Origin of the sequence: Streptococcus mitis (assembly GCF_022137125.1) — a bacterium.
In the GTDB taxonomy this organism is placed as follows: Bacteria; Bacillota; Bacilli; order Lactobacillales; family Streptococcaceae; genus Streptococcus; species Streptococcus mitis_CE.
Genome location: NZ_JAKNEQ010000011.1, coordinates 1 through 21,618 on the forward strand (window position 1 = coordinate 1; position 21,618 = coordinate 21,618).

Consider the following 21,618-nt stretch of genomic DNA (forward strand, 5'->3'; position numbering starts at 1 on the left):
AGACACCGCCTTTTCACGGCGGTAACACGGGTTCGAATCCCGTACGGACTATTTTGGAGGATTACCCAAGTCCGGCTGAAGGGAACGGTCTTGAAAACCGTCAGGCGTGTAAAAGCGTGCGTGGGTTCGAATCCCACATCCTCCTTTTCTATTAACGCGGGATGGAGCAGCTCGGTAGCTCGTCGGGCTCATAACCCGAAGGTCGTAGGTTCAAATCCTGCTCCCGCAATAAGGCTCGGTAGCTCAGTTGGTAGAGCAATGGATTGAAGCTCCATGTGTCGGCGGTTCGATTCCGTCTCGCGCCATTTATATATTTTGGAAGGGTAGCGAAGAGGCTAAACGCGGCGGACTGTAAATCCGCTCCTTCGGGTTCGGGGGTTCGAATCCCTCCCCTTCCATTTTACGGGCATAGTTTAAAGGTAGAACTAAGGTCTCCAAAACCTTCAGTGTGGGTTCAATTCCTACTGCCCGTGTTAATAGAATTATGGCGGGTGTGGTGAAGTGGTTAACACACCAGATTGTGGCTCTGGCATGCGTGGGTTCGATCCCCATCACTCGCCTATTTTATATTATTGGGGTATAGCCAAGCGGTAAGGCAAGGGACTTTGACTCCCTCATGCGTTGGTTCGAATCCAGCTACCCCAGTTACTATTTGCCGGCGTGGCGGAATTGGCAGACGCGCTGGACTCAAAATCCAGTGTCCGCAAGGACGTGCCGGTTCGACCCCGGCCGCCGGTATAGTATTAAAGACAAGGTTTTCGGACCTTGTCTTTTTCTTTTATTTGTTGAATTTGTAACGCTGAGTTACTTAAAATTACTAGTTTTATAACAAATCATCTAATTTATCCGCTAATTTTTGTTGCTTGCTTGGATACAAATGAGAGTATGTATCTATTGTTGTAGTTATAGAAGCATGTCCTAATCTTTCTTTTACGACAAGATAATCTTCTCCTTGGTTTATTAGTAGGGAAGCATGTGAATGCCTGAAGTCATGAATTCTTATTTTTTTTAAAGAACTATCTCTTTGTAATATTTTTTTATATTGTTTTTCGATTGAATCCTTAGTTATCGTAATCGGGCTATTTTGAAATATCTGTAGATCATCTAGGTTGGTTGTAAATTCTTTTAATCTTTCATGCTGTGTTTGCCTCCATTCTTCTAGTGTCTCCACTAGTTTGGTGTTCATGATGATTCTTCGGGTTCCAGCTTTTGTCTTTGTACTACTAATGTGTTCTTCACCTTTTTTAACGTATATTGATTTACTTACATGGATTGTATTTGTAGAAAACTCTATGTCCTTCCACGTTAGAGCAAGAGCTTCTCCGAGTCTTAGACCAGTAAAAAATAGAACTGTGAATAGTAATTTTATATTGTATTCATCGTTGCTAAATAGTGTTAAGAAATGCTTAAATTCTTTTACTGTCCAGAAATTTAATTTTACTTTTTCTATGGGTAATTTTTTCAGTAATCCTACGGGATGTTCCTTGTAAAATCCCTTTCTTAATCCAACATCCAGAATTTTCTTTAGTAAAATTATAATTTTATTAATAGTGTTTGGACTTAGCTTCTTTTCTGAGTTTTGAGTATTTTTATCTCTTAGATGTTCTCTGAATTGATAGATATCTTCATAAGTTAATTTAGCTACATCATCAACTTTTTCAAAATAGTTTTTTATATGCCTGTTATAGTTGTTTTCTTGTGTATCTATATAGCTTTGTTTTCTGTTGTTTATTCTATCCTCTTCTTTTAAGAGATCATAAAGGATATCAATTGATATTTTTGAGTTGAAACTTTTTTCTTTAAGTTCGACACTTCGTAAGTATTGTTCGGCCTCCAATGCTTCTTTTTTAGTTTTGAATCCTTTTCTTACAATTCTACGTTGTTTTAGAGATATTGGATTTATACCATTGGAAACATCAACAATCCAAGTTCCGTCTCTACTTTTACGTAAAGCCATAAGCTACGCTTCTTTCTGGAGTTCAATTCCTAATAGTTCTTCTGCGACACTGGCTGGAATTGTACCAATCCTTTTGTTATCGTAGATGTTAAAACCACGATTCACTAATAGTAATTTGCCGGTATGGATAATCTTTCTTGCAGTTCCTGGAGCAAATCCAAGTTCGATAAGGTCATCTTTTGTTACAGTTTTAATCATGTGATCTCCTTTTCTAATTAGATTAACTAAGGGGAGGATTAACTCCCCTTGTATTTTACTTATTTTTGTTTTACATCTACTAAATGGATAGCATCAGCCTTGTAATACATTGTCGTGCTAATCATAGTAGCTTGTAAATTGTCAAATGTAACTGGTACTTCATCCATTGCTTGGATATAGTCATTATCAACCAAGGCATCTGGATTGTCTACTGAGACTTGGGTTGATTTCTTTTTGAATTGTCCATCCTTGATTGTTACATTGTATTTCCAACCAATGATTTTATCGGTATTAAAACGTCTTTCGCTACCATCTCGGTTTTTGATAATTTCTCCGTTTGCATCTGCTCGGACTTCCGTTTCAAATTTTGGAATGACTTCATCCAATTCAAATTTTGTTCCAATGTTATTAAAATTCCAGTCATTTTGTGAAAGCATTTTTGCCATAGTTAATTTCTCCTTTTAATATTTTCTTTGATTGTAGGGATCAAATCCTCTCGTTTAAAGAGTATTGCTCTTTCTATTAATCCACTTGCTAAATCTGGTGGATATTCCATATTGTTGAGTGCGAGATAGTTAGCTTTCTCATACTCATGCAGTAAGTTATTGTCGTATAGAAATTTATACGCTTTTAGAATAGCTCCTGAACCTTTATAGGTAAACCATTCTAATTTTTGTTCTAGTTCTGTTTTTGATTTTGAAATAATGATAGAGACGGGTTTTGAATGGCCTAAAAACTTTTCCCAAGATCTCAAAGGTTTTGAGAAATAGCTATCACTATAGAACCTCACTTTTTCTTTGAGATATCCCTTGGTAAAGTTGAGAAGATCTATTTCTGAATGCAACCATTCTTGAATGAAGTAGTGAGCTTTTTCTTTCCTAAGTTCTAACTCAGTTCTTATCCAATTTTCTATATACCGCTTGCTGATACCGAGCTTCTCAGCTCGTTCTAAGCGTTTATCGTAAATTCTAAGTCTTTCGTCATCATTGGGTTTTCTCAAATATAAGGTCTGGCCGATTGTTTCATCTCCGTAGGTATTGTAGTAGGTGCTTTTTCCATATATAAAGCGTTTCTTCTGACAAATCTTTAGAAGCTGATTAGGAGTGAAATAGGGTGTTTCATTAAAATCATCTATTGCAATATCAATTCGTCTTACTGAAAAATGATTGTAATTGTAGTAGAGGTTGTTCAAAAACTGTCTTTCGGACAGACTATTTGGATCTAATACCATATCTCTATAGAACTCGAGTGCCTGTCCTGACATGACAAGCATGTAGGACGACTCTTTCGCTCCATAGTAGATACGGATATTCCCATAATGAAGCTGGCTATCATAGTTATAGTATTTAAGGCTCCCTTTATTCTCAATAAATAGGTCATAGTCAAGAAATAGAATGTCTTCGATTATTTCTCTTGGCGAAAATTCAGTCTTATCAAACTGAATTTGAATCCAGTCAAATACAGAACGTAAATGTTCATTTTTTGCCATAGATTTTGATTCAACTTTTTGCTTAATTTTGCCACCCTTAAAATCTCCGAAACCCTTGGAAATACTGAATTCTTTCGATGGTACACCTAACTTGCAGAGGGTGGTGTTACTACACACCCTATCGGTCAAAAATGGTCCGTCCGCATCTACGCTCATTTTCGGCTTTCTGCCTCATGGCTCAGCCGAAAACTCGCTATTAGCCGAACCTATTTTTTGACCTCTTGTTAACAAACCCTAGTAAGCCGGTTTGCATCGACTCTTCAATATCTTGGATTTTCTTTTTTAGGTTGGAATTCTCAATTTTTATCAGTCGTATTTCTCGTTTAAATTCCTGTTTCAAGGCGCTCAGTTCATCGTAGAGCTCATCTATTACTTGGTTTAGGGATTCTTGCTCATTATCTGCTAGACTCCCAAATACGGCTTGTATAGCCTCTTTGAGACCTATTTCAAGTTTTAGGTTAGCTAACTTTTGAAATTGTCTAAGGTCTTCGTCTGTAAAGTCATAGGCAACTGTATAACTTAATTGATGAGTTCTTGGATTTCTACTGATAGGAATTTTAATTTTCTTAAATTCCTTGCCACTTATCTCTCTAATCAGTTGAATCCAATTTTTAAGAGTAGAGGTAGAGTTTAGGCCAGAAATTTGATTGACTAACTCTTTATTGGTCATCTTTTTGTGAAACCTCCGAAATTTTCTTGTGCAACTGAAGAGTTTTCTGTGGTATAATTGTTACATAATATGTTTTGATCTTGGAACGAACGGCACATTTGTTTCAAGATTTTTTATTTTGTCGAATCCTACCTCCTTTATTAAAATTTTTTAAATCGACTACTAGTTACATACGCTTTTACCTCCTTTTATGCTATAATATTCTCAATGGAATATTCAATCTCAAAATAAATATTCCTTATGGAATAATTCTATTTTATACCGTTTAGAATATTTTGTCAAGCTAAAATATACGAATAAGAATATCTATAGGAGAATTATGTATACAGAGGATTATAAATTTTCAGAGAGGTTAAAAACTCTCAGAAAATCAAAAAAGTTAACTCAAGTACAAATATCGGAATTAATTGGAGTTCAACAAGGGACATATTCTCGGTGGGAGAATGGAACGTTAGAACCAGGATTAGAATTCGTTGTGAAATTAGCAAATATCTTTGGGACTACTACAGATTATTTGCTGGGACAAAAACCTTATTCAATTATCAGTAGTTTACCTCTAGAACAATTAGATCTTACCAATATTGCAAACTTTTCAAAGGATGAGTTTGATATTTTGAAACATTCAATAGCAGTTTCGGTGGCAAGAAATAAAATAAAGGCAACAGAACTAAAAGATAGAGTTATAGAAAAAAATCAGTTGTCAGAAAAAGATGCAGAACTTTTGAATAAGATTTTTGAAGAAGTTAAAACTTATTGGGAAAATTAGGAGGACGCTAGTCTTCAAAATTCCCTCCCAAAATGTGTCCAAAATATTGACAGAATTCTAGCTTTTCATTATAGTTCTTATGGAACTTTTTTTCTACAACAAAATAGGCTCCATAATATCCATAGGGGATTTACCCACTACAAATAGTATAGAGCCGGTTTTATTAATGTCCTGCATTTCCTAATAAGTTAACCATGACAACACCAATGATAATCAAAATTAAACCGATAATGCTATAAACATTTAGTGTTTCTTTGAAAATCATTACTGCGATAGAGGCTGTCAAAACTAAACCGACAGCTGACCATGTTGCATAAGCTATTCCTAAAGGAATTTTTTGCATTGCTAGTGAGAGGAAATAGAAACAAACGCCATAGCTAAGTAGGGCAGAAACGGTTGGAATAGGCTTTGTAAAACCGTCTGATAATTTCAAAAGGTTAGTTCCCAATATCTCTCCTACAATGGCGATAAAAAGATAAAAGTATGACATGTCTTTAACCTCCTATATGTCATGTTTTTGCTCTAAGAGCTATTATAGCTATCCGTTTTTTATAAATCTTGGCACAAGTCATGAGAATTTGTAGTAAAACTGTGGCAGACACTTTTTCAGAACCAATAGCTGATAAGTTTATTATATCATAAGATAAATTTTAAAAAAAGTCTTGATTTATTTCAATGTCTTGCGTGGTCTCGATTTTACTGGTAAAATTACTTTTAAGAACTTTAAAAAAGAGGTTTCTATATTTGACAAAACAATGACTTGTTGTCCCGAATGTGGGCATCCTTTGGAGAAAAAATTTTTAAAAGATGAGGGAGATATTCCTTATTGTTCACAATGTGCGAGTTTTCGTTTTCCAGTCTTTAATACAGCAATTAGTGCGATTTTATTTAATGAAAAACATGATAAGATTCTCTTGATTAAGCAATATGACATGGCTGAGCATATTTTGCTAGCTGGTTATGTGTCTAATGATATTCACAACCAATTTCTACAATCATTAAAGGCAATTAATTTAGCCTCTCTTATTACGGATATGGGTAATAAAATTGCACAAAACTAGTCCAAAACTCTTTTTAATAAGGAGTATACTTTCTAGCATTTTATAGTTACTAAAAAGTATCTAAACTTTGGAAGTGATACTAAGTTTTAAAAAATATTATGGAAAAAAAGCTTATAAAATCAATATTTCTGAGATTTAAAACTAATAATATTAGACTCAAAATCCAGTGTCCGCAAGGACGTGCCGGTTCGACCCCGGCCGCCGGTATAGTATAGCGTTAGGAACGTAGTTAATCTTCGTTCCTTTTTTATATTATTTTTGTTATAATAATAGTTATTCAAATGTTATTTAGATTATGAAAGTGTAGGGAAGTATGTCTCGTTCTATCGATTTATTAAAACATCGGTATTTGAAAAATATTAAAGAAAATCCTGAATTGTTTATCGGGATTGAGCTGGAATATCCCGTTGTAAACTTGGAAGGGGATGCTACAGATATTGAACTTATCAAGTACTTATTCCGATATTTAGTTTCTTATTTTGATTTAACTGTAGAAAAGGTTGATGATTTTGGAAACCCTATTCAGTTAGTAGATCCGATAAGTCAGGATGCTATTTTATTTGAAGTTTCTTATACAACGATTGAGTTTGCATTTGGTAAGGCTGAAACGATACAAGAGGTTGAAGAACGTTTTAGTATTTATATGGAAGCAATCCAGAAGAAGTTAGCTGAATCAAATCATGCTATTGTTGGCTGTGGTATTCATCCCAACTGGGATAAAAATGAGAATTGTCCAGTGGCTTATCCACGCTATCAGATGTTGATGGACTATTTGAGTTTGAGCAGAAATGTGACTGAATCAGACTTACATCATTTCCCTGAATATGGTGCTTTTATCTGTGGGAGTCAGATTCAGCTGGATGTTTCAAAGTCTAACTACTTATGGGTGATTAATGCTTTTACCCAAATTGAAGCGGCTAAGGCGTATTTATTTGCCAATTCTGAGTTTTCAGGTGAGGATTGGGATACGAAAATTGCAAGGGATATTTTCTGGGAAGAATCGATGCATGGTATCTATCCAGAAAATGTCGGAGTCAATGCTAGGCTCTTTAAAGATGAGGATGATTTTTTTGATTATCTAGATCATTCTGCAATTTTTACTGCGGAACGTGATGAACAAACCTATTATTTTTATCCGATTCAGGCAAGGGACTATTTGCCTACACCTGAAATTCAAGCATATGCACTTAATGGGGATGAGATTATTATTTATCCTCAAGAGAAGGATTTTGAAACCCATCGTAGTTATCAGTACCAAGACTTAACGACTCGCGGAACAGTTGAGTTTCGTAGTGTGTGTACTCAACCTCTAGAGAGCACCTTCGCTTCAGCAGCTTTTCACTTAGGATTGTTGGTTAATTTAGATAAGTTAGAAGCTTACTTAGATACAGCACCTTTCTTTAAAGAATTTGGGAGAGATTATAAGTTTTTAAGGAGACAATTTTCTAAGAAGAAGCTTACAGATGAGGAAGAAACCGCGATAATAGAGTTTTCAAAAGACTTACTCCAGCTAGCTGAGGAAGGACTGGAGATGAGAAATAAGCAAGAAATGACCTACTTACAGCCTTTGAAAGAAGAATTGGGACTATAATTTCTCTTATAAAGGGAGAATTTTCTGAAAAATCATGATATAATGGTAGAGACTATAGATAAAGGATAGAGAGTAATGACATTAGTTTATCAATCAACGCGTGATGCGAAAAATACAGTAACTGCTAGTCAAGCTATTTTGCAAGGTTTGGCGACGGATGGTGGTTTATTTACACCGGTTACTTATCCAAAGGTAGATTTGGACTTTGACAAATTAAAAGATGCTTCTTATCAGGAAGTTGCTAAGTTAGTTTTGTCAGCATTTTTAGATGACTTTACAGCTGAGGAGTTGGACTACTGTATCAACAATGCTTACGATAGCAAATTTGATACTCCAGCTATCGCGCCATTAGTGAAATTAGACGGACAATACAACTTGGAACTTTTCCATGGTTCAACAATTGCTTTTAAGGATATGGCCTTGTCTATTTTGCCATACTTTATGACAACAGCTGCTAAGAAGCATGGTTTGGAGAACAAGATTGTCATCTTAACAGCGACATCTGGTGACACGGGGAAAGCTGCTATGGCAGGGTTTGCGGATGTGCCTGGAACTGAGATTATCGTCTTTTATCCAAAGGATGGTGTCAGCAAGGTTCAAGAGTTGCAAATGACCACTCAGACTGGCGATAATACTCATGTTATCGCTATTGATGGTAACTTTGATGATGCCCAAACAAATGTGAAGCATATGTTTAACGATGTGGCTCTTCGTGAAAAATTAGCGGCAAACAAGTTGCAATTTTCGTCAGCTAACTCTATGAACATTGGCCGTTTGGTACCACAAATTGTTTATTATGTTTATGCTTACGCTCACTTGGTCAAGACTGGTGAGATTGTGGCTGGTGATAAGGTCAACTTCACAGTACCAACAGGAAACTTTGGAAATATCTTGGCTGCCTTTTATGCTAAACAAATCGGTCTTCCAGTTGGTAAATTGATCTGTGCTTCAAATGACAACAATGTTTTGACAGACTTCTTCAAGACACGTGTTTACGATAAGAAACGTGAGTTTAAGGTGACAACTAGCCCATCTATGGATATCTTGGTATCTTCAAACTTGGAGCGTTTGATTTTCCATCTTTTGGGTAATGATGCGGTTAAGACAGCTGAACTCATGAATGCTTTGAATAGCCAAGGTCAATATGAGTTGACTAATTTTGATACAGAGATTCTTGACCTCTTTGCAGCTGAATATGCGACTGAGGAAGAAACGGCAGCAGAAATCAAGCGTATTTATGAGGCAGATTCTTATATCGAGGATCCACATACGGCGGTTGCCTCGGCAGTTTATAAGAAATACCAAGCGGCTACTGGCGATGTGACTAAGACAGTGATTGCTTCAACAGCGAGTCCATACAAGTTCCCAGTGGTTGCAGTAGAAGCTGTAACAGGTAAAGTAGGCTTGACTGACTTTGAAGCCTTGGCTCAATTACATGATATTTCAGGAGTTGCAGTGCCACCAGCAGTTGACGGGCTTGAAACAGCTCCTGTTCGTCACAAGACAACAGTGGCAGCTGCTGATATGCAAGCAGCGGTTGAGGCTTATCTAGGACTTTAAGACAGAGGGAGTAAACTCGGTTGGGAAACCAACTGAGTTTCTTTTCATCAGGAGGAAGGATTGTTTAAGAAAAATAAAGACATTCTTAATATTGCCTTGCCAGCTATGGGCGAAAACTTTTTGCAGATGCTCATGGGGATGGTGGATAGTTACTTGGTAGCCCACTTGGGCTTGATAGCTATTTCGGGTGTATCAGTAGCTGGCAATATTATCACGATTTATCAGGCGATTTTCATCGCTCTGGGAGCTGCTATTTCCAGTGTTATTTCAAAAAATTTGGGGCAGAAGGATCAATCTATGCTAGCCTATCATGTGACTGAGGCATTGAAGATTACCTTACTATTAAGTTTCCTTTTAGGATTTTTGTCCATCTTCGCTGGGAAAGAGATGATAGGACTTTTGGGGACGGAGAGAGATGTAGCTGAGAGTGGTGGACTCTACCTATCTTTGGTAGGCGGATCGATTGTTCTCTTAGGTTTAATGACTAGTCTGGGAGCCTTGATTCGTGCAACGCATAATCCACGTCTGCCTCTCTATGTTAGTTTTTTATCCAATGCCTTGAATATTCTTTTTTCAAGTCTAGCTATTTTTGTTCTGGATATGGGGATAGCTGGTGTTGCTTGGGGGACAATTCTGTCTCGTTTGGTAGGTCTTGTGATTTTATGGTCGCAATTAAAGTTGCCTTTTGAGAAACCGACTTTTGGTTTAGATAAGGAACTATTGACCTTAGCGTTGCCAGCAGCTGGAGAGAGGCTCATGATGAGGGCTGGAGATGTCGTGATCATTGCCTTGGTTGTTTCTTTTGGAACGGAGGCGGTGGCTGGAAATGCAGTCGGAGAAGTCTTGACCCAGTTTAACTATATGCCTGCCTTTGGCGTCGCTACTGCAACGGTCATGCTGGTAGCTCGAGCAGTTGGAGAGGATAATTGGGAAAGAGTAGCTAATTTGAGCAAGCAAACCTTTTGGCTTTCTCTGCTTCTCATGTTGCCCTTGACGCTTAGTGTCTATGCCTTGGGTATACCACTAACTCATCTCTATACGACTGATTCTCTAGCGGTGGAGGCTAGTGTGCTAGTGACACTTTTTTCACTACTTGGTACTCCTATGACGATAGGAACAGTCATCTATACAGCAGTCTGGCAGGGTTTGGGCAATGCTCGGCTTCCCTTTTATGCGACAAGTATAGGAATGTGGTGTATCCGCATTGGAACAGGATATCTGATGGGGATTGTGCTTGGTTGGGGCTTGCCCGGTATTTGGGCCGGAACCCTTTTGGATAATGGTTTTCGTTGGTTATTTCTACGTTACCGTTACCAGCGTTATATGAGCTTGAAAGGATAGGAAATGCAAAAAACAGCTTTTATTTGGGATTTAGATGGGACTTTATTGGATTCTTACGAAGCGATTTTATCAGGAATTGAGGAAACTTTTGCTCAGTTTTCTATTCCTTATGATAAGGAGCAGGTGAGGGAGTTTATTCTCAAGTTTTCTGTGCAGGATTTACTTGTGCAGGTGGCAGAAGAGAGAAAGCTGGATGTGGAAATGCTAAATCAGGTGCGTGCCCAGAGTTTGGCTGAGAAGAATGCTCAGGTAGTTTTGATGCCAGGTGCGCGTGATGTGCTAGCTTGGGCAGAGGAATCAGGAATTCAGCAGTTTGTTTACACTCATAAGGGAGACAATGCTCGTACCATTCTCAGAGACTTGGGTTTGGAATCTTTTTTTACGGAGATTTTAACAAGTCAGAGTGGCTTTGCGCGTAAACCTAGTTCAGAAGCGGCTACCTATCTGTTAGGCAAGTATCAGTTGGATTCTGAGAAGACCTATTATATAGGGGATCGGACTCTGGATGTGGAATTTGCCCAGAATAGTGGGATTCAAAGTATCAACTTTTTAGAGTCGACTTATGAAGGAAATCATAGGATTCAAGGGTTAGCAGATATTCCTTATATTTTTGGGGATTGGGAACGATAAGATTGTGTCAGTTTTGTGACAGAGACCTAACAAACTATTTCAAGTAACCAAGTTTGTTACAAGGAATGGACAGTTCTGTTAAATAGGCCCGAGAGGGCTTTTTTTTTCTGCATTTTTTGTGTTATGATAGACAGGTACTCATTTGAAAGGAATTTGAAAGAATGAAGAAAAGAATATTATTAGCCTCAACAGTAGCCTTGTCATTTGCCCCAGTATTGGCAACTCAAGCAGAAGAAGTTTTTTGGACTGCACGTAGTGTTGAGCAAATCCAAAACGATTTGACTAAAACGGATAACAAAACAAGTTATACCGTTCAGTATGGTGATACCTTGAGCACCATTGCAGAAGCCTTGGGTGTAGATGTCACAGTTCTTGCGAATTTGAATAAAATCACTAATATGGACTTGATTTTCCCAGAAACTGTTTTGACAACGACCGTCAATGAAGCAGAAGAAGTAACAGAAGTTGAAATCCAAACACCTCAAGCGGCTTCTAGTGAAGAGGTGACAACTGCGACAGCAGATTTGACAACCAATCAAGTGACCGTAGATGATCAAACTGTTCAGGTTGCAGACCTTTCTCAACCGATTGCAGAAGCGCCAAAAGCGGTAGAAACTACAAGTACAAAAGAAGTAGCAACAAGTTCAGAAGTTACAGAGACAGTGACTGCTTCAGAAGAAGTGACACCATCTACAGGAACTTCTGTCCCAGAGGAACAAACAGCCGAAACGAGTAGTGCAGTTGCAGAAGCAGCTCCTCAGGCAACGACTCCAGCTGAGAAAGATGAAACACAAGCAAGCACTCAAGCTGAATCAGCAGTGGAAGCAACTACAATACCAGTAGAAGAAACAGCACCTGAAACAACTGCAACAAGTTCAGAAGAAGCAAAAGAAGTAGCATCATCAAGTGAAGCTACAGCAGCAGTTTCTACTTATCAACCAGAAGAGACGAAAACAACTTCAGCAACTTACGCAGCTCCAGCTGCGCCCGATTATGCTGGATTGGCAGTAGCAAAAGCTGAAAATGCAGGTCTTCAACCACAAACAGCTGCCTTTAAAGAAGAAATAGCCAACTTGTTTGGCATCACATCCTTTAGTGGTTACCGTCCAGGAGACAGTGGAGATCACGGAAAAGGTTTGGCTATCGACTTTATGGTACCAGAAAGCTCAGAACTAGGGGATAAGATTGCGGAATACGCTATTCAAAACATGGCTAGCCGTGGAATTAGTTACATCATCTGGAAACAACGTTTCTATGCTCCATTCGATAGCAAATATGGACCAGCTAATACTTGGAACCCAATGCCAGACCGTGGTAGCGTGACAGAAAACCACTATGACCACGTTCACGTTTCAATGAATGGATAAACCAGACTTGGTAATATCATTTTGACGAATGAGATCTAGCTTTCATAATAGGAAGTAAGTCTCGTTCGTTTTTTTCTTTGTCATACTCTTCGAAAATCTCTTCAAACCACGTCAGTTTTATCTGCAACCTCAAAGCTGTGCCTTGAGCAACCTGCGGCCAGCTTCCTAGTTTACTCTTTGATTTTCATTGAGTATCAATATGAATGGAAAATGGAAGTTAGCATTTTGTAATTATTGAATCAACATTCTTGCAATTTATTTTACTTTGCATTATAATTGATTAGTCAATTGTTGATAAGTCAATAAAAAGGAGAAAGAAATGATAGAGATTCAAGATCTGCTTTATCAACTCCGCTTGTCTGAGCAAGCGAGTACGCAATTGTTTGAAAAAAGGCTTGGGATTAGTTTGACACGGTATCAGATTTTATTATTTTTGCTGAAGCATTCCCCTTGTAATCAAATAGCGGTTCAGGAGCGTTTGAAGATTGATCAGGCTGCTTTGACCCGACATTTCAAAATTCTGGAAAAGGAAGGTTTGGTGGAGCGTCATCGTAATCCTGAAAATCAGCGAGAAGTCTTGGTAGAGGCTACGAAATATGCCAAGGAGCAATTAGTGGTGAATCCACCTCTACAACATATCAAGGTTAAGGAAGAGATGGAAAGTATCTTAACAGAGTCTGAAAGAACAGAACTCAGCCGTTTAGTAAATAAATTGGTTTTGGGTATTGAAAATATAGAAATTTAAGGAGAAATAGATGTCAATTATGACAACCATTTTAGCAACGATTGTTGCTTTGGAGCATTTTTACATTTTTTATTTGGAAAGTATTGCAACGCAATCAGATGCGACTAGTCGTGTCTTTAACATGGACAAGAAAGAACTGGGTCGTCCGTCAGTAAGTTCATTGTTTAAAAATCAAGGGATTTATAATGCTTTGCTAGGAGTCTTTCTCTTGTATGGAATTTATTTCTCACAGAATTTAGAAATTGTGACTATTTTTGTTTTATTTGTGATTGGTGCTGCGGCTTATGGCTCTCTCACAGCAGATAAGAAAATTATTTTGAAGCAAGGTGGAGCAGCTATTTTGGCCTTGATTAGTATTTTTCTCTTTAAATAAACTTTAATGCCGGTCTGATCCTCTCTAGTTCTTTTCAACTCGAGAATAAGGGAAATATGTTATACTTGTTTTATTGTCGGAAAAAGAGTTTCATGGAATTGGTTGTAAGGAGTTAGAAATGAAAGTATTAGTGACAGGTTTTGAGCCCTTTGGAGGGGAAAAGGTCAATCCAGCCTTGGAGGCTATTAAAGGTTTACCAGCTGAAATCCATGGTGCTGAGGTCCGTTGTCTAGAAGTGCCAACAGTCTTTCACAAATCGGCTCAAGTATTGGAAGAAGAGATGGACCGTTATCAACCTGACTTTGTCCTTTGTATCGGCCAAGCAGGTGGAAGGTCTAGCTTGACACCTGAGCGAGTAGCTATTAATCAAGATGATGCACGGATTCCTGATAACGAAGGTAATCAACCAATTGACCTTCCCATTCGAGCAGATGGTGCTTCGGCCTACTTTAGTAGTTTGCCGATTAAAGCGATGGTTCAAGCTATAAAAAAAGAGGGCTTGCCGGCCTCTGTTTCCAATACGGCAGGGACTTTTGTCTGCAATCATTTGATGTATCAGGTCCTCTATTTGGTAGAAAAGAAATTTCCCCATGTCAAGGCAGGTTTTATGCATATTCCTTATATGATGGAACAGGTGGTGAATCGACCGACCACTCCAGCTATGAGTTTAGTGGATATTAGGAGAGGGCTAGAAGCAGCAATCGGCGCCATTATAGAACATGGAGATCAGGATCTTAAGTTGGTAGGCGGAGAAACTCATTGATAGAAAAAAGCTTGAGGGGAAAAACCTTCAAGCTTTTGGACGTTTTCGAGCCAGTACTGCTCGGTAGAAAATTATTTTATTGATTTGAATGTAGGGTAGGAGTGAGAAACTAGCAATTCCAAAGGTAATCCAATTGAGGAAGTACCAAGGAAGGAGTTGTAGGTCTAGAATAAAGCGCTGAAATTTGTAGCCTTTCATCAGGAAACGGCTGGTTTTTAGGATTTGTCCTGGTTTGGCTTGTCCTAAATCTAGAGTATCACAGAGGAGAAATTCTACCTGCGAATAGGCATAGTATTGTGGAATATAGAGACTATTTCCTACAACTATCAAGAGGATACTTGCTAGAAAGTAAAGACCAAAGGCCATGAGGAAACGCTCAGTTTCAACTGACGTGAGATCCAGATTGGGAAACTCAGGGTGAAGGGCAACGAATTTCTTTGCAAGAAAGCTACTGTAAAAAAGGAAGTAAATTCCAAGCAAACTAGGAATGCTCCATAAGAAGAGATAGAAACGTTTGAGAAGGAGAGTCAAAAAGGTTTGTGAAAAGTACTCTTCGTTAAAGAGAGTGAGACTATTTTTGATGGATAGTTCTGTATCTGGGTTCTTTATAAGTTTTAGCGTTGTATAGACGGAACTGGTTAGAAGAATAGCTCCGATAAAGGAGACTAATAGTGGAAAAAGGTAGGCTTGGAATACATGGCCAAACACGCTTAAAAAGGGTTGTTCTAAAACACTCTCGTTGATGCGCTCTAAGGGATTGAGGAAGCCAGATAAGATGAGCAGTATGCTAGGTAAGAGATAGACGAGAAAGAGGCGGGGATTTTCAGCCTGAAATTGTCTGGCTTGCAGACGAACGGTTTTTAAATCAATTTTTGGGTATTTCATTCTCTCATTATACCATAGTTCGTGACAGTTCCTACTTTTTTTGATAAAATCATACAGTATGCCCTTGGGCACAAAGTATGAACTGGGACTGTCTTTCCCAGCTTCGGAGGTAAAAAATGTCAGATTCACCAATCAAATATCGTTTGATTAAGAAAGAAAAACACACGGGAGCTCGTCTGGGAGAAATCATCACACCCCACGGTACCTTCCCAACACCTATGTTTATGCCAGTTGGGACACAAGCCACTGTCAAAACTCAGTCGCCTGAAGAATTGAAGGAGATGGGGTCGGGAATTATCCTATCAAACACTTATCATCTCTGGCTTCGCCCTGGAGATGAACTTATTGCTCGCGCAGGTGGTCTCCACAAGTTCATGAATTGGGACCAGCCTATCTTGACAGATAGTGGTGGTTTCCAGGTTTATTCTCTAGCAGATAGTCGCAATATCACAGAAGAAGGGGTAACCTTTAAAAACCATCTCAATGGTTCTAAGATGTTCTTGTCCCCAGAAAAAGCCATTTCTATTCAGAATAATTTGGGCTCAGACATCATGATGTCCTTTGACGAATGTCCTCAGTTTTATCAACCTTACGACTACGTTAAGAAATCAATCGAGCGTACCAGCCGTTGGGCTGAGCGTGGTTTGAAGGCTCATCGTCGTCCGCATGACCAAGGATTATTTGGGATTGTGCAGGGTGCAGGATTTGAAGACCTGCGTCGCCAATCGGCTCATGACCTTGTCAGTATGGATTTCCCAGGTTACTCTATCGGTGGTTTGGCAGTGGGAGAAACCCACGAAGAGATGAATGCGGTCTTGGACTTCACAACCCAACTGCTTCCTGAAAATAAACCTCGCTATTTGATGGGTGTGGGAGCGCCAGATAGCTTGATTGATGGGGTGATTCGTGGTGTAGATATGTTTGACTGTGTCTTGCCGACTCGAATCGCTCGTAATGGGACTTGTATGACCAGTCAAGGTCGTTTGGTTGTCAAAAATGCCCAGTTTGCTGAGGACTTTACGCCACTAGATCCTGAGTGTGATTGCTACACATGTAAGAATTATACACGCGCTTATCTTCGTCACCTGCTCAAGGCTGATGAAACCTTTGGTATCCGCTTGACTAGCTACCACAATCTTTACTTCTTGCTTAACCTGATGAAGCAAGTGCGACAAGCCATCATGGATGACAATCTCTTGGAATTCCGTGAGTATTTTGTTGAAAAATATGGCTATAATAAGTCAGGCCGTAATTTTTAAACTGGAATTGATATAAGCTAAAAATCCTAAGTTTTCTCTTGGGATTTTTCTTCTTTTTTTGATAGAATAAAGTGTATAATGAAAGGGAGAATAAACTCGTATGCGCATTAAATGGTTTTCCTTGATTAGGATTACAGGTTTACTTTTGGTACTCTTGTATCATTTCTTTCAGACGATCTTTCCTGGAGGATTTTTCGGGGTAGATGTCTTTTTTACATTTTCAGGTTTCCTGATTACAGCTCTACTTATCGAAGAATTTTCTAAAAATCATGAAATTGATTTGGTTGGATTTTTTAGGAGACGCTTTTATCGTATCGTACCACCTGTGGTTTTGATGGTCTTGGTAACCATGCCCTTTACCTTTCTAGTTCGCCAAGATTATGTGGCTGGAATTGGGGGTCAAATTGCGGGTGTCTTAGGCTTCATGACCAACTTCTATGAACTTCTAACAGGAGGAAGTTATGAATCTCAGTTCATTCCTCATTTGTTTGTTCATAATTGGAGTCTGGCTGTTGAGGTGCACTACTATATTCTTTGGGGGTTGGCAGTTTGGTTCTTATCTAAGCAGGCTAAATCAAATGGTCAGTTGAAGGGAATGGTCTTTCTCTTATCTGCTGCTGCCTTCTTGATCAGCTTCTTCTCCATGTTTATTGGTAGTTTTCTAGTAACCTCTTATTCCTCTGTTTACTTCTCCAGTTTAACTCATGTCTATCCATTCTTTTTGGGAAGTGTGTTAGCAACGATTGTAGGCGTTCGTCAGACGACTTCCCTAGTTAAGCAATTGGATAAAATCTGGGATTTACGCAAGACCCTTTTAGTTTTTGCAGGAGGTTTTGGCTTCTTACTCATTTTGACCTTCTTTGTCAAATTTACCTATCTCTTTGCCTATCTTATGGGCTTCTTGCTTGCCAGCCTTGCAGCCATTACTATGATTCTGGCGGCGCGTGTCTTACATGAAAAGACTCCTAACATGCAGGAGCCAAAGATTATCAGCTTTTTAGCGGATACTAGCTATGCGGTTTATCTTTTCCATTGGCCTTTCTATATTATTTTCTCACAGTTGACATCAAATCTTCTTGCTGTGTTACTGACTTTGTTTTTTTCTTATGGATTTGCCAGCCTGTCATTTTATGTGCTGGAACCTTGGATTGCGGGAAAGAACACACCTATTATACAAGCCCTTCGTCCCCTGCCTCATATTCACACAATCCTTGCAGCAAGTACTGGAATCTTGGCCTTCATTGTCTTCTTAGTAACTTTGCTGGCACCACAAGTGGGAGCTTTTGAGACAGACTTAACTGTCAATGGCTTGAAGCAAGCTGCAACAAATATTAGCCAGACCAAGGTGATGACAGAACGAGCAGAAGCTGATAGTTTAGGAATTGCTGATGGCACTATGTTAATTGGTGATTCGGTAGCACTAAGAGCTAATACAGCCTTGCAGACAGCCCTTCCTGGAGCACAGATTAATGCACAAGTCAGCAGAACAACCAAGACCGCCAACGAAATCATGCTCAACAATAGCCAGAATAAATTTCTACCAAAGATGGTGGTTATTGCAACTGGGGTAAATAATCCTGAAAATTACAAGGAAGACTGGGATAGTATCGTAAAAAATCTTCCTAAGGGCCACCATATGGTTTTGGTGACTCCTTATGAGGGAGATAAGACAAAAGAGACCTATGCAATCGTTGAGAAAGAGGCTGCCTATATGAGAGAATTGGCAGAGAAGACTCCTTACATCACGATAGCAGATTGGAACCAAGTTGCGAAAGAGCATCCAGAGATCTGGACTGGAACAGACCAAGTCCATTTTGGAAGTGACAATAGTAAGATTGAAGCAGGAGCTAAATTGTATGCAGATACCATTGCTACAGCCTTGCAAACAGCTCAAGACAAGCCAGTCAAATCAAAATAACTTGTATTAAAAAGAGAAGAGTTGGAGAAATCCAGCTCTTTTAAAATATCTCTAGAAAATAGGTCTATACCATTTACAAATGAATCAGAAAGGTTTATAATGTAATTGACATAATAAATATCAAAAGTAATCTTTTAAGGAGGTCATTATTATGCCTAATTACGTTAAAGCGGATCAGTTTTTCTATCCATTTGGCATTCGTCGCGGTGGGTACTTAGAACTTGTTGATGGCAAATTTGGGAAACATGTGGATCAAATTCCTGAAGGAGCAGAGGTTCTTGACTATACTGGTTATAGCATTGCACCAGGTCTTGTGGATACTCATATTCATGGATATGCAGGTGTAGATGTGATGGACAACAACATTGAAGGTACATTGCATACTATGAGTGAAGGACTTCTTAGTACCGGTGTTACCAGTTTCTTGCCCACAACTTTAACAGCCACTTATGAGCAATTGCTTGCAGTCACTGAAAATCTTGGAAACCATTATAAAGAAGCAACAGGTGCTAAGATTCGTGGGATTTATTATGAAGGTCCATATTTCACAGAAACTTTTAAGGGGGCACAAAATCCAACTTATATGAGAGACCCGGGTGTTGAGGAGTTTCATTCTTGGCAGGATGCTGCAAAAGGGATGCTAAATAAAATCGCTATTGCACCAGAACGTGATGGGGTGGAAGATTTTGTACGTACTATTACAGGTGAAGGTGTGACAGTTGCACTTGGACACTCAGATGCGACATTTGAACAAGCTAAGAAGGCAGTTGATGCTGGAGCTAGTGTATGGGTACATGCCTATAATGGGATGCGTGGTTTAACACACCGCGAACTAGGTATGGTAGGAGCTATGTATGAGCTCCCACATACTTACGCAGAATTGATTTGTGATGGTTATCACGTAGATCCAAAAGCTTGTGAGATTTTACTTAAGCAAAAGGGGACAGAAAACATCGCTCTTATTACGGACTGTATGACAGCTGGTGGGCTTGAAGACGGTGACTATATGTTGGGAGAATTCCCTGTTGTAGTAGCAAATGGAACTGCACGTCTCAAATCTACTGGTAATTTGGCAGGTTCTATCCTCAAACTTAAAGATGGTATGAGAAATGTAGTCGAGTGGGGTATTGCGAATCCACACGAAGCAGTCATGATGGCTAGCCTTAACCCAGCAAAATCTGTTCACATTGATGATGTCTGTGGTCAAATCCGTGAAGGTTATGATGCGGACTTTATCGTATTAGATAAAGATTTGGAATTGGTAGCAACCTATCTAGATGGTGTGAAACGTTATCAAGCATAAGAGAAAAAGCAGAAGTTAGAGATTAGCTTCTGCTTTTTTATCTATATTGCTTTACCGGTAAATAAAAAAGTTAAAAAAAATCACAAAAAAACTTGAAGAAACAAATGAAAAGGCTTACAATTATATTATAAATAGTACAAATAAAAAAACGGAGGAATGCTTTATGAAAGCCTATACTTATGTTAAACCAGGACTTGCTTCTTTTGTTGATGTAGACAAACCAGTGCTTCGCAAGCCAACAGACGCTATTGTGCGTATCGTAAAAACTACTATTTGTGGAACAGACCTCCATATTATCAAAGGGGATGTTCCTGCTTGCCAAAGTGGTACCATTCTTGGTCACGAAGGGATTGGGATTGTTGAAGAAGTTGGGGAAGGAGTTTCGAACTTCAAAAAAGGCGATAAGGTCTTGATTTCTTGTGTCTGTGCCTGTGGTAAATGCTACTACTGTAAAAAAGGAATTTATGCCCACTGTGAAGACGAAGGGGGCTGGATTTTCGGTCACCTGATTGATGGTATGCAGGCTGAATATTTACGTGTCCCTCATGCAGATAACACTCTTTACCACACTCCAGAAGACTTGTCAGATGAAGCCTTGGTTATGCTATCAGACATTCTGCCTACTGGGTATGAAATTGGTGTCTTGAAAGGGAAAGTAGAACCTGGTTGTAGTGTAGCCATTATTGGTTCAGGTCCAGTTGGATTGGCTGCTCTTTTGACAGCCCAATTCTACTCACCAGCCAAATTGATTATGGTGGACTTAGACGATAACCGCTTGGAAACTGCTTTATCATTTGGTGCGACTCATAAGGTTAATTCTTCAGACCCTGAAAAAGCGATTAAAGAAATTTATGATTTGACAGATGGTCGTGGTGTAGATGTTGCTATCGAAGCTGTTGGTATTCCTGCAACATTTGATTTCTGTCAAAAGATTATCGGTATAGACGGAACAGTTGCCAACTGTGGTGTACATGGTAAACCAGTCGAATTCGATTTGGACAAACTTTGGATTCGCAACATCAATGTAACAACTGGTTTGGTATCTACAAATACCACTCCACAATTGTTGAAAGCTCTTGAAAGTCATAAGATTGAACCAGAAAAATTGGTAACTCATTATTTCAAACTAAGTGAAATTGAAAAAGCCTATGAAGTTTTCAGTAAGGCAGCAGACCACCATGCCATCAAGGTCATCATCGAAAACGATATTTCAGAAGCTTAAGTAGTAAAAACATTTTGGAACATAAGCAAATAGAAATTCAGTCATCATAGGATGGCTGGATTTTTTATCAAAAAAATTAAGAAATGAGCATATTTCTTTCCTTGTTTAGCGGAATTGGTTATAATATACGGTACAAAGGAATGAATGAATATGTATCGTGTTATAGAAATGTACGGAGATTTTGAACCTTGGTGGTTTATAGAAGGTTGGGAAGAAGATATTGTAGCAAGTAGAAAATTTGATCAGTATTATGATGCTCTCAAATACTATAAAACTTGCTGGTTTAGACTGGAACAAGAATCCCCTCTTTATAAAAGTAGAAGTGACTTGATGACTATTTTTTGGGATCCAGAAGACCAACGCTGGTGTGATGAATGTGACGACTATTTACAACAATACCATTCTTTGGCTCTTTTGCAGGACGAGCAGGTTATCCCAGATGAAAAACTACGCCCAGGCTATGAAAAACAAACTGGTCAGGAAAGGCACCGTTCTTGCCGTATGAAATTAAGATAGAGAA

The 21,618-nt window shown here is 38.8% G+C and carries 22 protein-coding genes and 8 tRNA genes; 23 read left to right on the forward strand and 7 right to left on the reverse strand.

The genetic code is table 11. The annotated features are described in order from the left end of the window. Positions 1–55 precede the first annotated feature (55 nt). The 8 genes from L0P31_RS08720 to L0P31_RS08755 all read left to right on the forward strand — a co-directional run bounded on the left by L0P31_RS08720 (position 56) and on the right by L0P31_RS08755 (position 738). A tRNA-Ser gene (locus tag L0P31_RS08720) sits at positions 56–145 on the forward strand. A 10-nt stretch (positions 146–155) separates the two neighbouring features. Continuing rightward, positions 156–229 (forward strand) — tRNA-Met (locus tag L0P31_RS08725). A 3-nt stretch (positions 230–232) separates the two neighbouring features. Then, positions 233–305 (forward strand) — tRNA-Phe (locus tag L0P31_RS08730). A 12-nt stretch (positions 306–317) separates the two neighbouring features. Beyond that, positions 318–398 (forward strand) — tRNA-Tyr (locus tag L0P31_RS08735). A gap of 4 nt (positions 399–402) precedes the next feature. Continuing rightward, positions 403–473 (forward strand) — tRNA-Trp (locus L0P31_RS08740). A 14-nt stretch (positions 474–487) separates the two neighbouring features. Next, positions 488–560, forward strand: a tRNA-His gene (locus L0P31_RS08745). 13 nt (positions 561–573) lie between these two features. Next, positions 574–645, forward strand: a tRNA-Gln gene (locus L0P31_RS08750). Positions 646–654: 9 nt separating this feature from the next. Next, positions 655–738, forward strand: a tRNA-Leu gene (locus L0P31_RS08755). A gap of 85 nt (positions 739–823) precedes the next feature. On the opposite strand, the gene L0P31_RS08760 is transcribed toward L0P31_RS08755, so the two are convergent. The 5 genes from L0P31_RS08760 to L0P31_RS08780 are packed head-to-tail and all read right to left on the reverse strand — an operon-like array spanning position 824 to position 4,314. After that, positions 824–1,957 carry a tyrosine-type recombinase/integrase gene (locus tag L0P31_RS08760; protein WP_009732034.1) on the reverse strand — a complete coding sequence of 378 codons (1,134 nt, stop codon included), beginning with the start codon at positions 1,955–1,957 and terminating at the stop codon, positions 824–826. 3 nt (positions 1,958–1,960) lie between these two features. Continuing rightward, complete coding sequence (locus tag L0P31_RS08765) at positions 1,961–2,155, reverse strand: DUF3173 domain-containing protein (protein WP_000598356.1); 195 nt, start codon at positions 2,153–2,155, stop codon at positions 1,961–1,963. A gap of 59 nt (positions 2,156–2,214) precedes the next feature. Next, positions 2,215–2,601 carry a hypothetical protein gene (locus L0P31_RS08770; protein WP_001096843.1) on the reverse strand — a complete coding sequence of 129 codons (387 nt, stop codon included), beginning with the start codon at positions 2,599–2,601 and terminating at the stop codon, positions 2,215–2,217. 2 nt (positions 2,602–2,603) lie between these two features. Next, positions 2,604–3,800: a replication initiation factor domain-containing protein gene (locus tag L0P31_RS08775; protein WP_045616578.1), complete on the reverse strand. Its 1,197-nt coding sequence runs from the start codon at positions 3,798–3,800 to the stop codon at positions 2,604–2,606. Positions 3,801–3,840: 40 nt separating this feature from the next. Further along, entirely contained in the window at positions 3,841–4,314 is a 474-nt protein-coding gene (locus tag L0P31_RS08780) for a hypothetical protein (RefSeq protein ID WP_049502267.1), read from the reverse strand. Positions 4,315–4,633: 319 nt separating this feature from the next. Here L0P31_RS08780 and L0P31_RS08785 point away from each other — a divergent pair, with 319 nt between their 5' ends. Then, positions 4,634–5,080, forward strand: a complete 447-nt coding sequence (locus L0P31_RS08785) for a helix-turn-helix transcriptional regulator (protein WP_000287814.1) — start codon at positions 4,634–4,636, stop codon at positions 5,078–5,080. 163 nt (positions 5,081–5,243) lie between these two features. Here L0P31_RS08785 and L0P31_RS08790 read toward each other — a convergent pair whose 3' ends face one another. Continuing rightward, complete coding sequence (locus tag L0P31_RS08790; protein ID WP_009732038.1) at positions 5,244–5,570, reverse strand: DMT family transporter; 327 nt, start codon at positions 5,568–5,570, stop codon at positions 5,244–5,246. A gap of 172 nt (positions 5,571–5,742) precedes the next feature. On the opposite strand from L0P31_RS08790, the gene L0P31_RS08795 reads away from it, so the two are divergent. From L0P31_RS08795 to pcp, 9 genes are all read left to right on the forward strand, one after another. Beyond that, entirely contained in the window at positions 5,743–6,141 is a 399-nt protein-coding gene (locus L0P31_RS08795) for an FmdB family zinc ribbon protein (RefSeq protein WP_009732039.1), read from the forward strand. 313 nt (positions 6,142–6,454) lie between these two features. Further along, positions 6,455–7,732 (forward strand): glutamate-cysteine ligase family protein, encoded by a 1,278-nt coding sequence (locus tag L0P31_RS08800; protein ID WP_049499200.1) that lies wholly within the window; start codon positions 6,455–6,457, stop codon positions 7,730–7,732. A gap of 75 nt (positions 7,733–7,807) precedes the next feature. After that, complete coding sequence (gene thrC / locus L0P31_RS08805) at positions 7,808–9,292, forward strand: threonine synthase (protein WP_049499202.1); 1,485 nt, start codon at positions 7,808–7,810, stop codon at positions 9,290–9,292. 60 nt (positions 9,293–9,352) lie between these two features. After that, complete coding sequence (locus L0P31_RS08810) at positions 9,353–10,633, forward strand: MATE family efflux transporter (RefSeq protein ID WP_020903673.1); 1,281 nt, start codon at positions 9,353–9,355, stop codon at positions 10,631–10,633. Positions 10,634–10,636: 3 nt separating this feature from the next. Continuing rightward, the gene (locus tag L0P31_RS08815) at positions 10,637–11,263 is read left to right on the forward strand and encodes an HAD family hydrolase (protein ID WP_238096558.1); all 627 of its coding nucleotides are present in this window, start codon (positions 10,637–10,639) and stop codon (positions 11,261–11,263) included. A gap of 161 nt (positions 11,264–11,424) precedes the next feature. Continuing rightward, positions 11,425–12,630, forward strand: coding sequence for a LysM peptidoglycan-binding domain-containing protein (locus tag L0P31_RS08820; protein ID WP_238096560.1), 1,206 nt, complete (start codon positions 11,425–11,427; stop codon positions 12,628–12,630). A gap of 319 nt (positions 12,631–12,949) precedes the next feature. Then, entirely contained in the window at positions 12,950–13,375 is a 426-nt protein-coding gene (locus L0P31_RS08825) for a MarR family winged helix-turn-helix transcriptional regulator (RefSeq protein ID WP_238096562.1), read from the forward strand. Positions 13,376–13,385: 10 nt separating this feature from the next. Continuing rightward, positions 13,386–13,748 (forward strand): DUF1304 domain-containing protein, encoded by a 363-nt coding sequence (locus tag L0P31_RS08830; protein WP_238096565.1) that lies wholly within the window; start codon positions 13,386–13,388, stop codon positions 13,746–13,748. A 118-nt stretch (positions 13,749–13,866) separates the two neighbouring features. Beyond that, positions 13,867–14,511, forward strand: coding sequence for a pyroglutamyl-peptidase I (gene pcp / locus L0P31_RS08835; protein WP_084949886.1), 645 nt, complete (start codon positions 13,867–13,869; stop codon positions 14,509–14,511). A 27-nt stretch (positions 14,512–14,538) separates the two neighbouring features. On the opposite strand, the gene L0P31_RS08840 is transcribed toward pcp, so the two are convergent. Next, positions 14,539–15,396 carry a DUF975 family protein gene (locus L0P31_RS08840; RefSeq protein WP_238096567.1) on the reverse strand — a complete coding sequence of 286 codons (858 nt, stop codon included), beginning with the start codon at positions 15,394–15,396 and terminating at the stop codon, positions 14,539–14,541. 116 nt (positions 15,397–15,512) lie between these two features. On the opposite strand from L0P31_RS08840, the gene tgt reads away from it, so the two are divergent. The 5 genes from tgt to L0P31_RS08865 all read left to right on the forward strand — a co-directional run bounded on the left by tgt (position 15,513) and on the right by L0P31_RS08865 (position 21,614). Then, entirely contained in the window at positions 15,513–16,655 is a 1,143-nt protein-coding gene (tgt, locus tag L0P31_RS08845) for a tRNA guanosine(34) transglycosylase Tgt (RefSeq protein ID WP_001285237.1), read from the forward strand. A 100-nt stretch (positions 16,656–16,755) separates the two neighbouring features. Continuing rightward, on the forward strand, positions 16,756–18,573 hold the full coding sequence (locus tag L0P31_RS08850; RefSeq protein WP_238096569.1) for an acyltransferase family protein: 1,818 nt from the start codon (positions 16,756–16,758) through the stop codon (positions 18,571–18,573). Positions 18,574–18,724: 151 nt separating this feature from the next. Beyond that, the gene (nagA, locus tag L0P31_RS08855; protein WP_001134549.1) at positions 18,725–19,876 is read left to right on the forward strand and encodes an N-acetylglucosamine-6-phosphate deacetylase; all 1,152 of its coding nucleotides are present in this window, start codon (positions 18,725–18,727) and stop codon (positions 19,874–19,876) included. Positions 19,877–20,039: 163 nt separating this feature from the next. Beyond that, on the forward strand, positions 20,040–21,098 hold the full coding sequence (locus L0P31_RS08860; RefSeq protein ID WP_049502272.1) for a zinc-dependent alcohol dehydrogenase family protein: 1,059 nt from the start codon (positions 20,040–20,042) through the stop codon (positions 21,096–21,098). Between the two features lie 150 nt (positions 21,099–21,248). Beyond that, complete coding sequence (locus tag L0P31_RS08865; protein WP_238096571.1) at positions 21,249–21,614, forward strand: DUF1033 family protein; 366 nt, start codon at positions 21,249–21,251, stop codon at positions 21,612–21,614. Positions 21,615–21,618: the final 4 nt, after the last annotated feature.

Excerpts from the sequence above, each read along its gene's own strand:
- L0P31_RS08760 (WP_009732034.1), bottom strand. The coding sequence starts at position 1,957 with ATGGCTTTACGTAAAAGTAGAGACGGAACTTGGATTGTTGATGTTTCC.
- L0P31_RS08765 (WP_000598356.1), bottom strand. The coding sequence starts at position 2,155 with ATGATTAAAACTGTAACAAAAGATGACCTTATCGAACTTGGATTTGCT.
- L0P31_RS08770 (WP_001096843.1), bottom strand. The coding sequence starts at position 2,601 with ATGGCAAAAATGCTTTCACAAAATGACTGGAATTTTAATAACATTGGA.
- L0P31_RS08775 (WP_045616578.1), bottom strand. The coding sequence starts at position 3,800 with ATGAGCGTAGATGCGGACGGACCATTTTTGACCGATAGGGTGTGTAGT.
- L0P31_RS08780 (WP_049502267.1), bottom strand. The coding sequence starts at position 4,314 with ATGACCAATAAAGAGTTAGTCAATCAAATTTCTGGCCTAAACTCTACC.
- L0P31_RS08785 (WP_000287814.1), top strand. The coding sequence starts at position 4,634 with ATGTATACAGAGGATTATAAATTTTCAGAGAGGTTAAAAACTCTCAGA.
- L0P31_RS08790 (WP_009732038.1), bottom strand. The coding sequence starts at position 5,570 with ATGTCATACTTTTATCTTTTTATCGCCATTGTAGGAGAGATATTGGGA.
- L0P31_RS08800 (WP_049499200.1), top strand. The coding sequence starts at position 6,455 with ATGTCTCGTTCTATCGATTTATTAAAACATCGGTATTTGAAAAATATT.
- thrC (WP_049499202.1), top strand. The coding sequence starts at position 7,808 with ATGACATTAGTTTATCAATCAACGCGTGATGCGAAAAATACAGTAACT.
- L0P31_RS08815 (WP_238096558.1), top strand. The coding sequence starts at position 10,637 with ATGCAAAAAACAGCTTTTATTTGGGATTTAGATGGGACTTTATTGGAT.
- L0P31_RS08820 (WP_238096560.1), top strand. The coding sequence starts at position 11,425 with ATGAAGAAAAGAATATTATTAGCCTCAACAGTAGCCTTGTCATTTGCC.
- L0P31_RS08825 (WP_238096562.1), top strand. The coding sequence starts at position 12,950 with ATGATAGAGATTCAAGATCTGCTTTATCAACTCCGCTTGTCTGAGCAA.
- L0P31_RS08830 (WP_238096565.1), top strand. The coding sequence starts at position 13,386 with ATGTCAATTATGACAACCATTTTAGCAACGATTGTTGCTTTGGAGCAT.
- pcp (WP_084949886.1), top strand. The coding sequence starts at position 13,867 with ATGAAAGTATTAGTGACAGGTTTTGAGCCCTTTGGAGGGGAAAAGGTC.
- L0P31_RS08840 (WP_238096567.1), bottom strand. The coding sequence starts at position 15,396 with ATGAAATACCCAAAAATTGATTTAAAAACCGTTCGTCTGCAAGCCAGA.
- tgt (WP_001285237.1), top strand. The coding sequence starts at position 15,513 with ATGTCAGATTCACCAATCAAATATCGTTTGATTAAGAAAGAAAAACAC.
- L0P31_RS08850 (WP_238096569.1), top strand. The coding sequence starts at position 16,756 with ATGCGCATTAAATGGTTTTCCTTGATTAGGATTACAGGTTTACTTTTG.
- nagA (WP_001134549.1), top strand. The coding sequence starts at position 18,725 with ATGCCTAATTACGTTAAAGCGGATCAGTTTTTCTATCCATTTGGCATT.
- L0P31_RS08860 (WP_049502272.1), top strand. The coding sequence starts at position 20,040 with ATGAAAGCCTATACTTATGTTAAACCAGGACTTGCTTCTTTTGTTGAT.
- L0P31_RS08865 (WP_238096571.1), top strand. The coding sequence starts at position 21,249 with ATGTATCGTGTTATAGAAATGTACGGAGATTTTGAACCTTGGTGGTTT.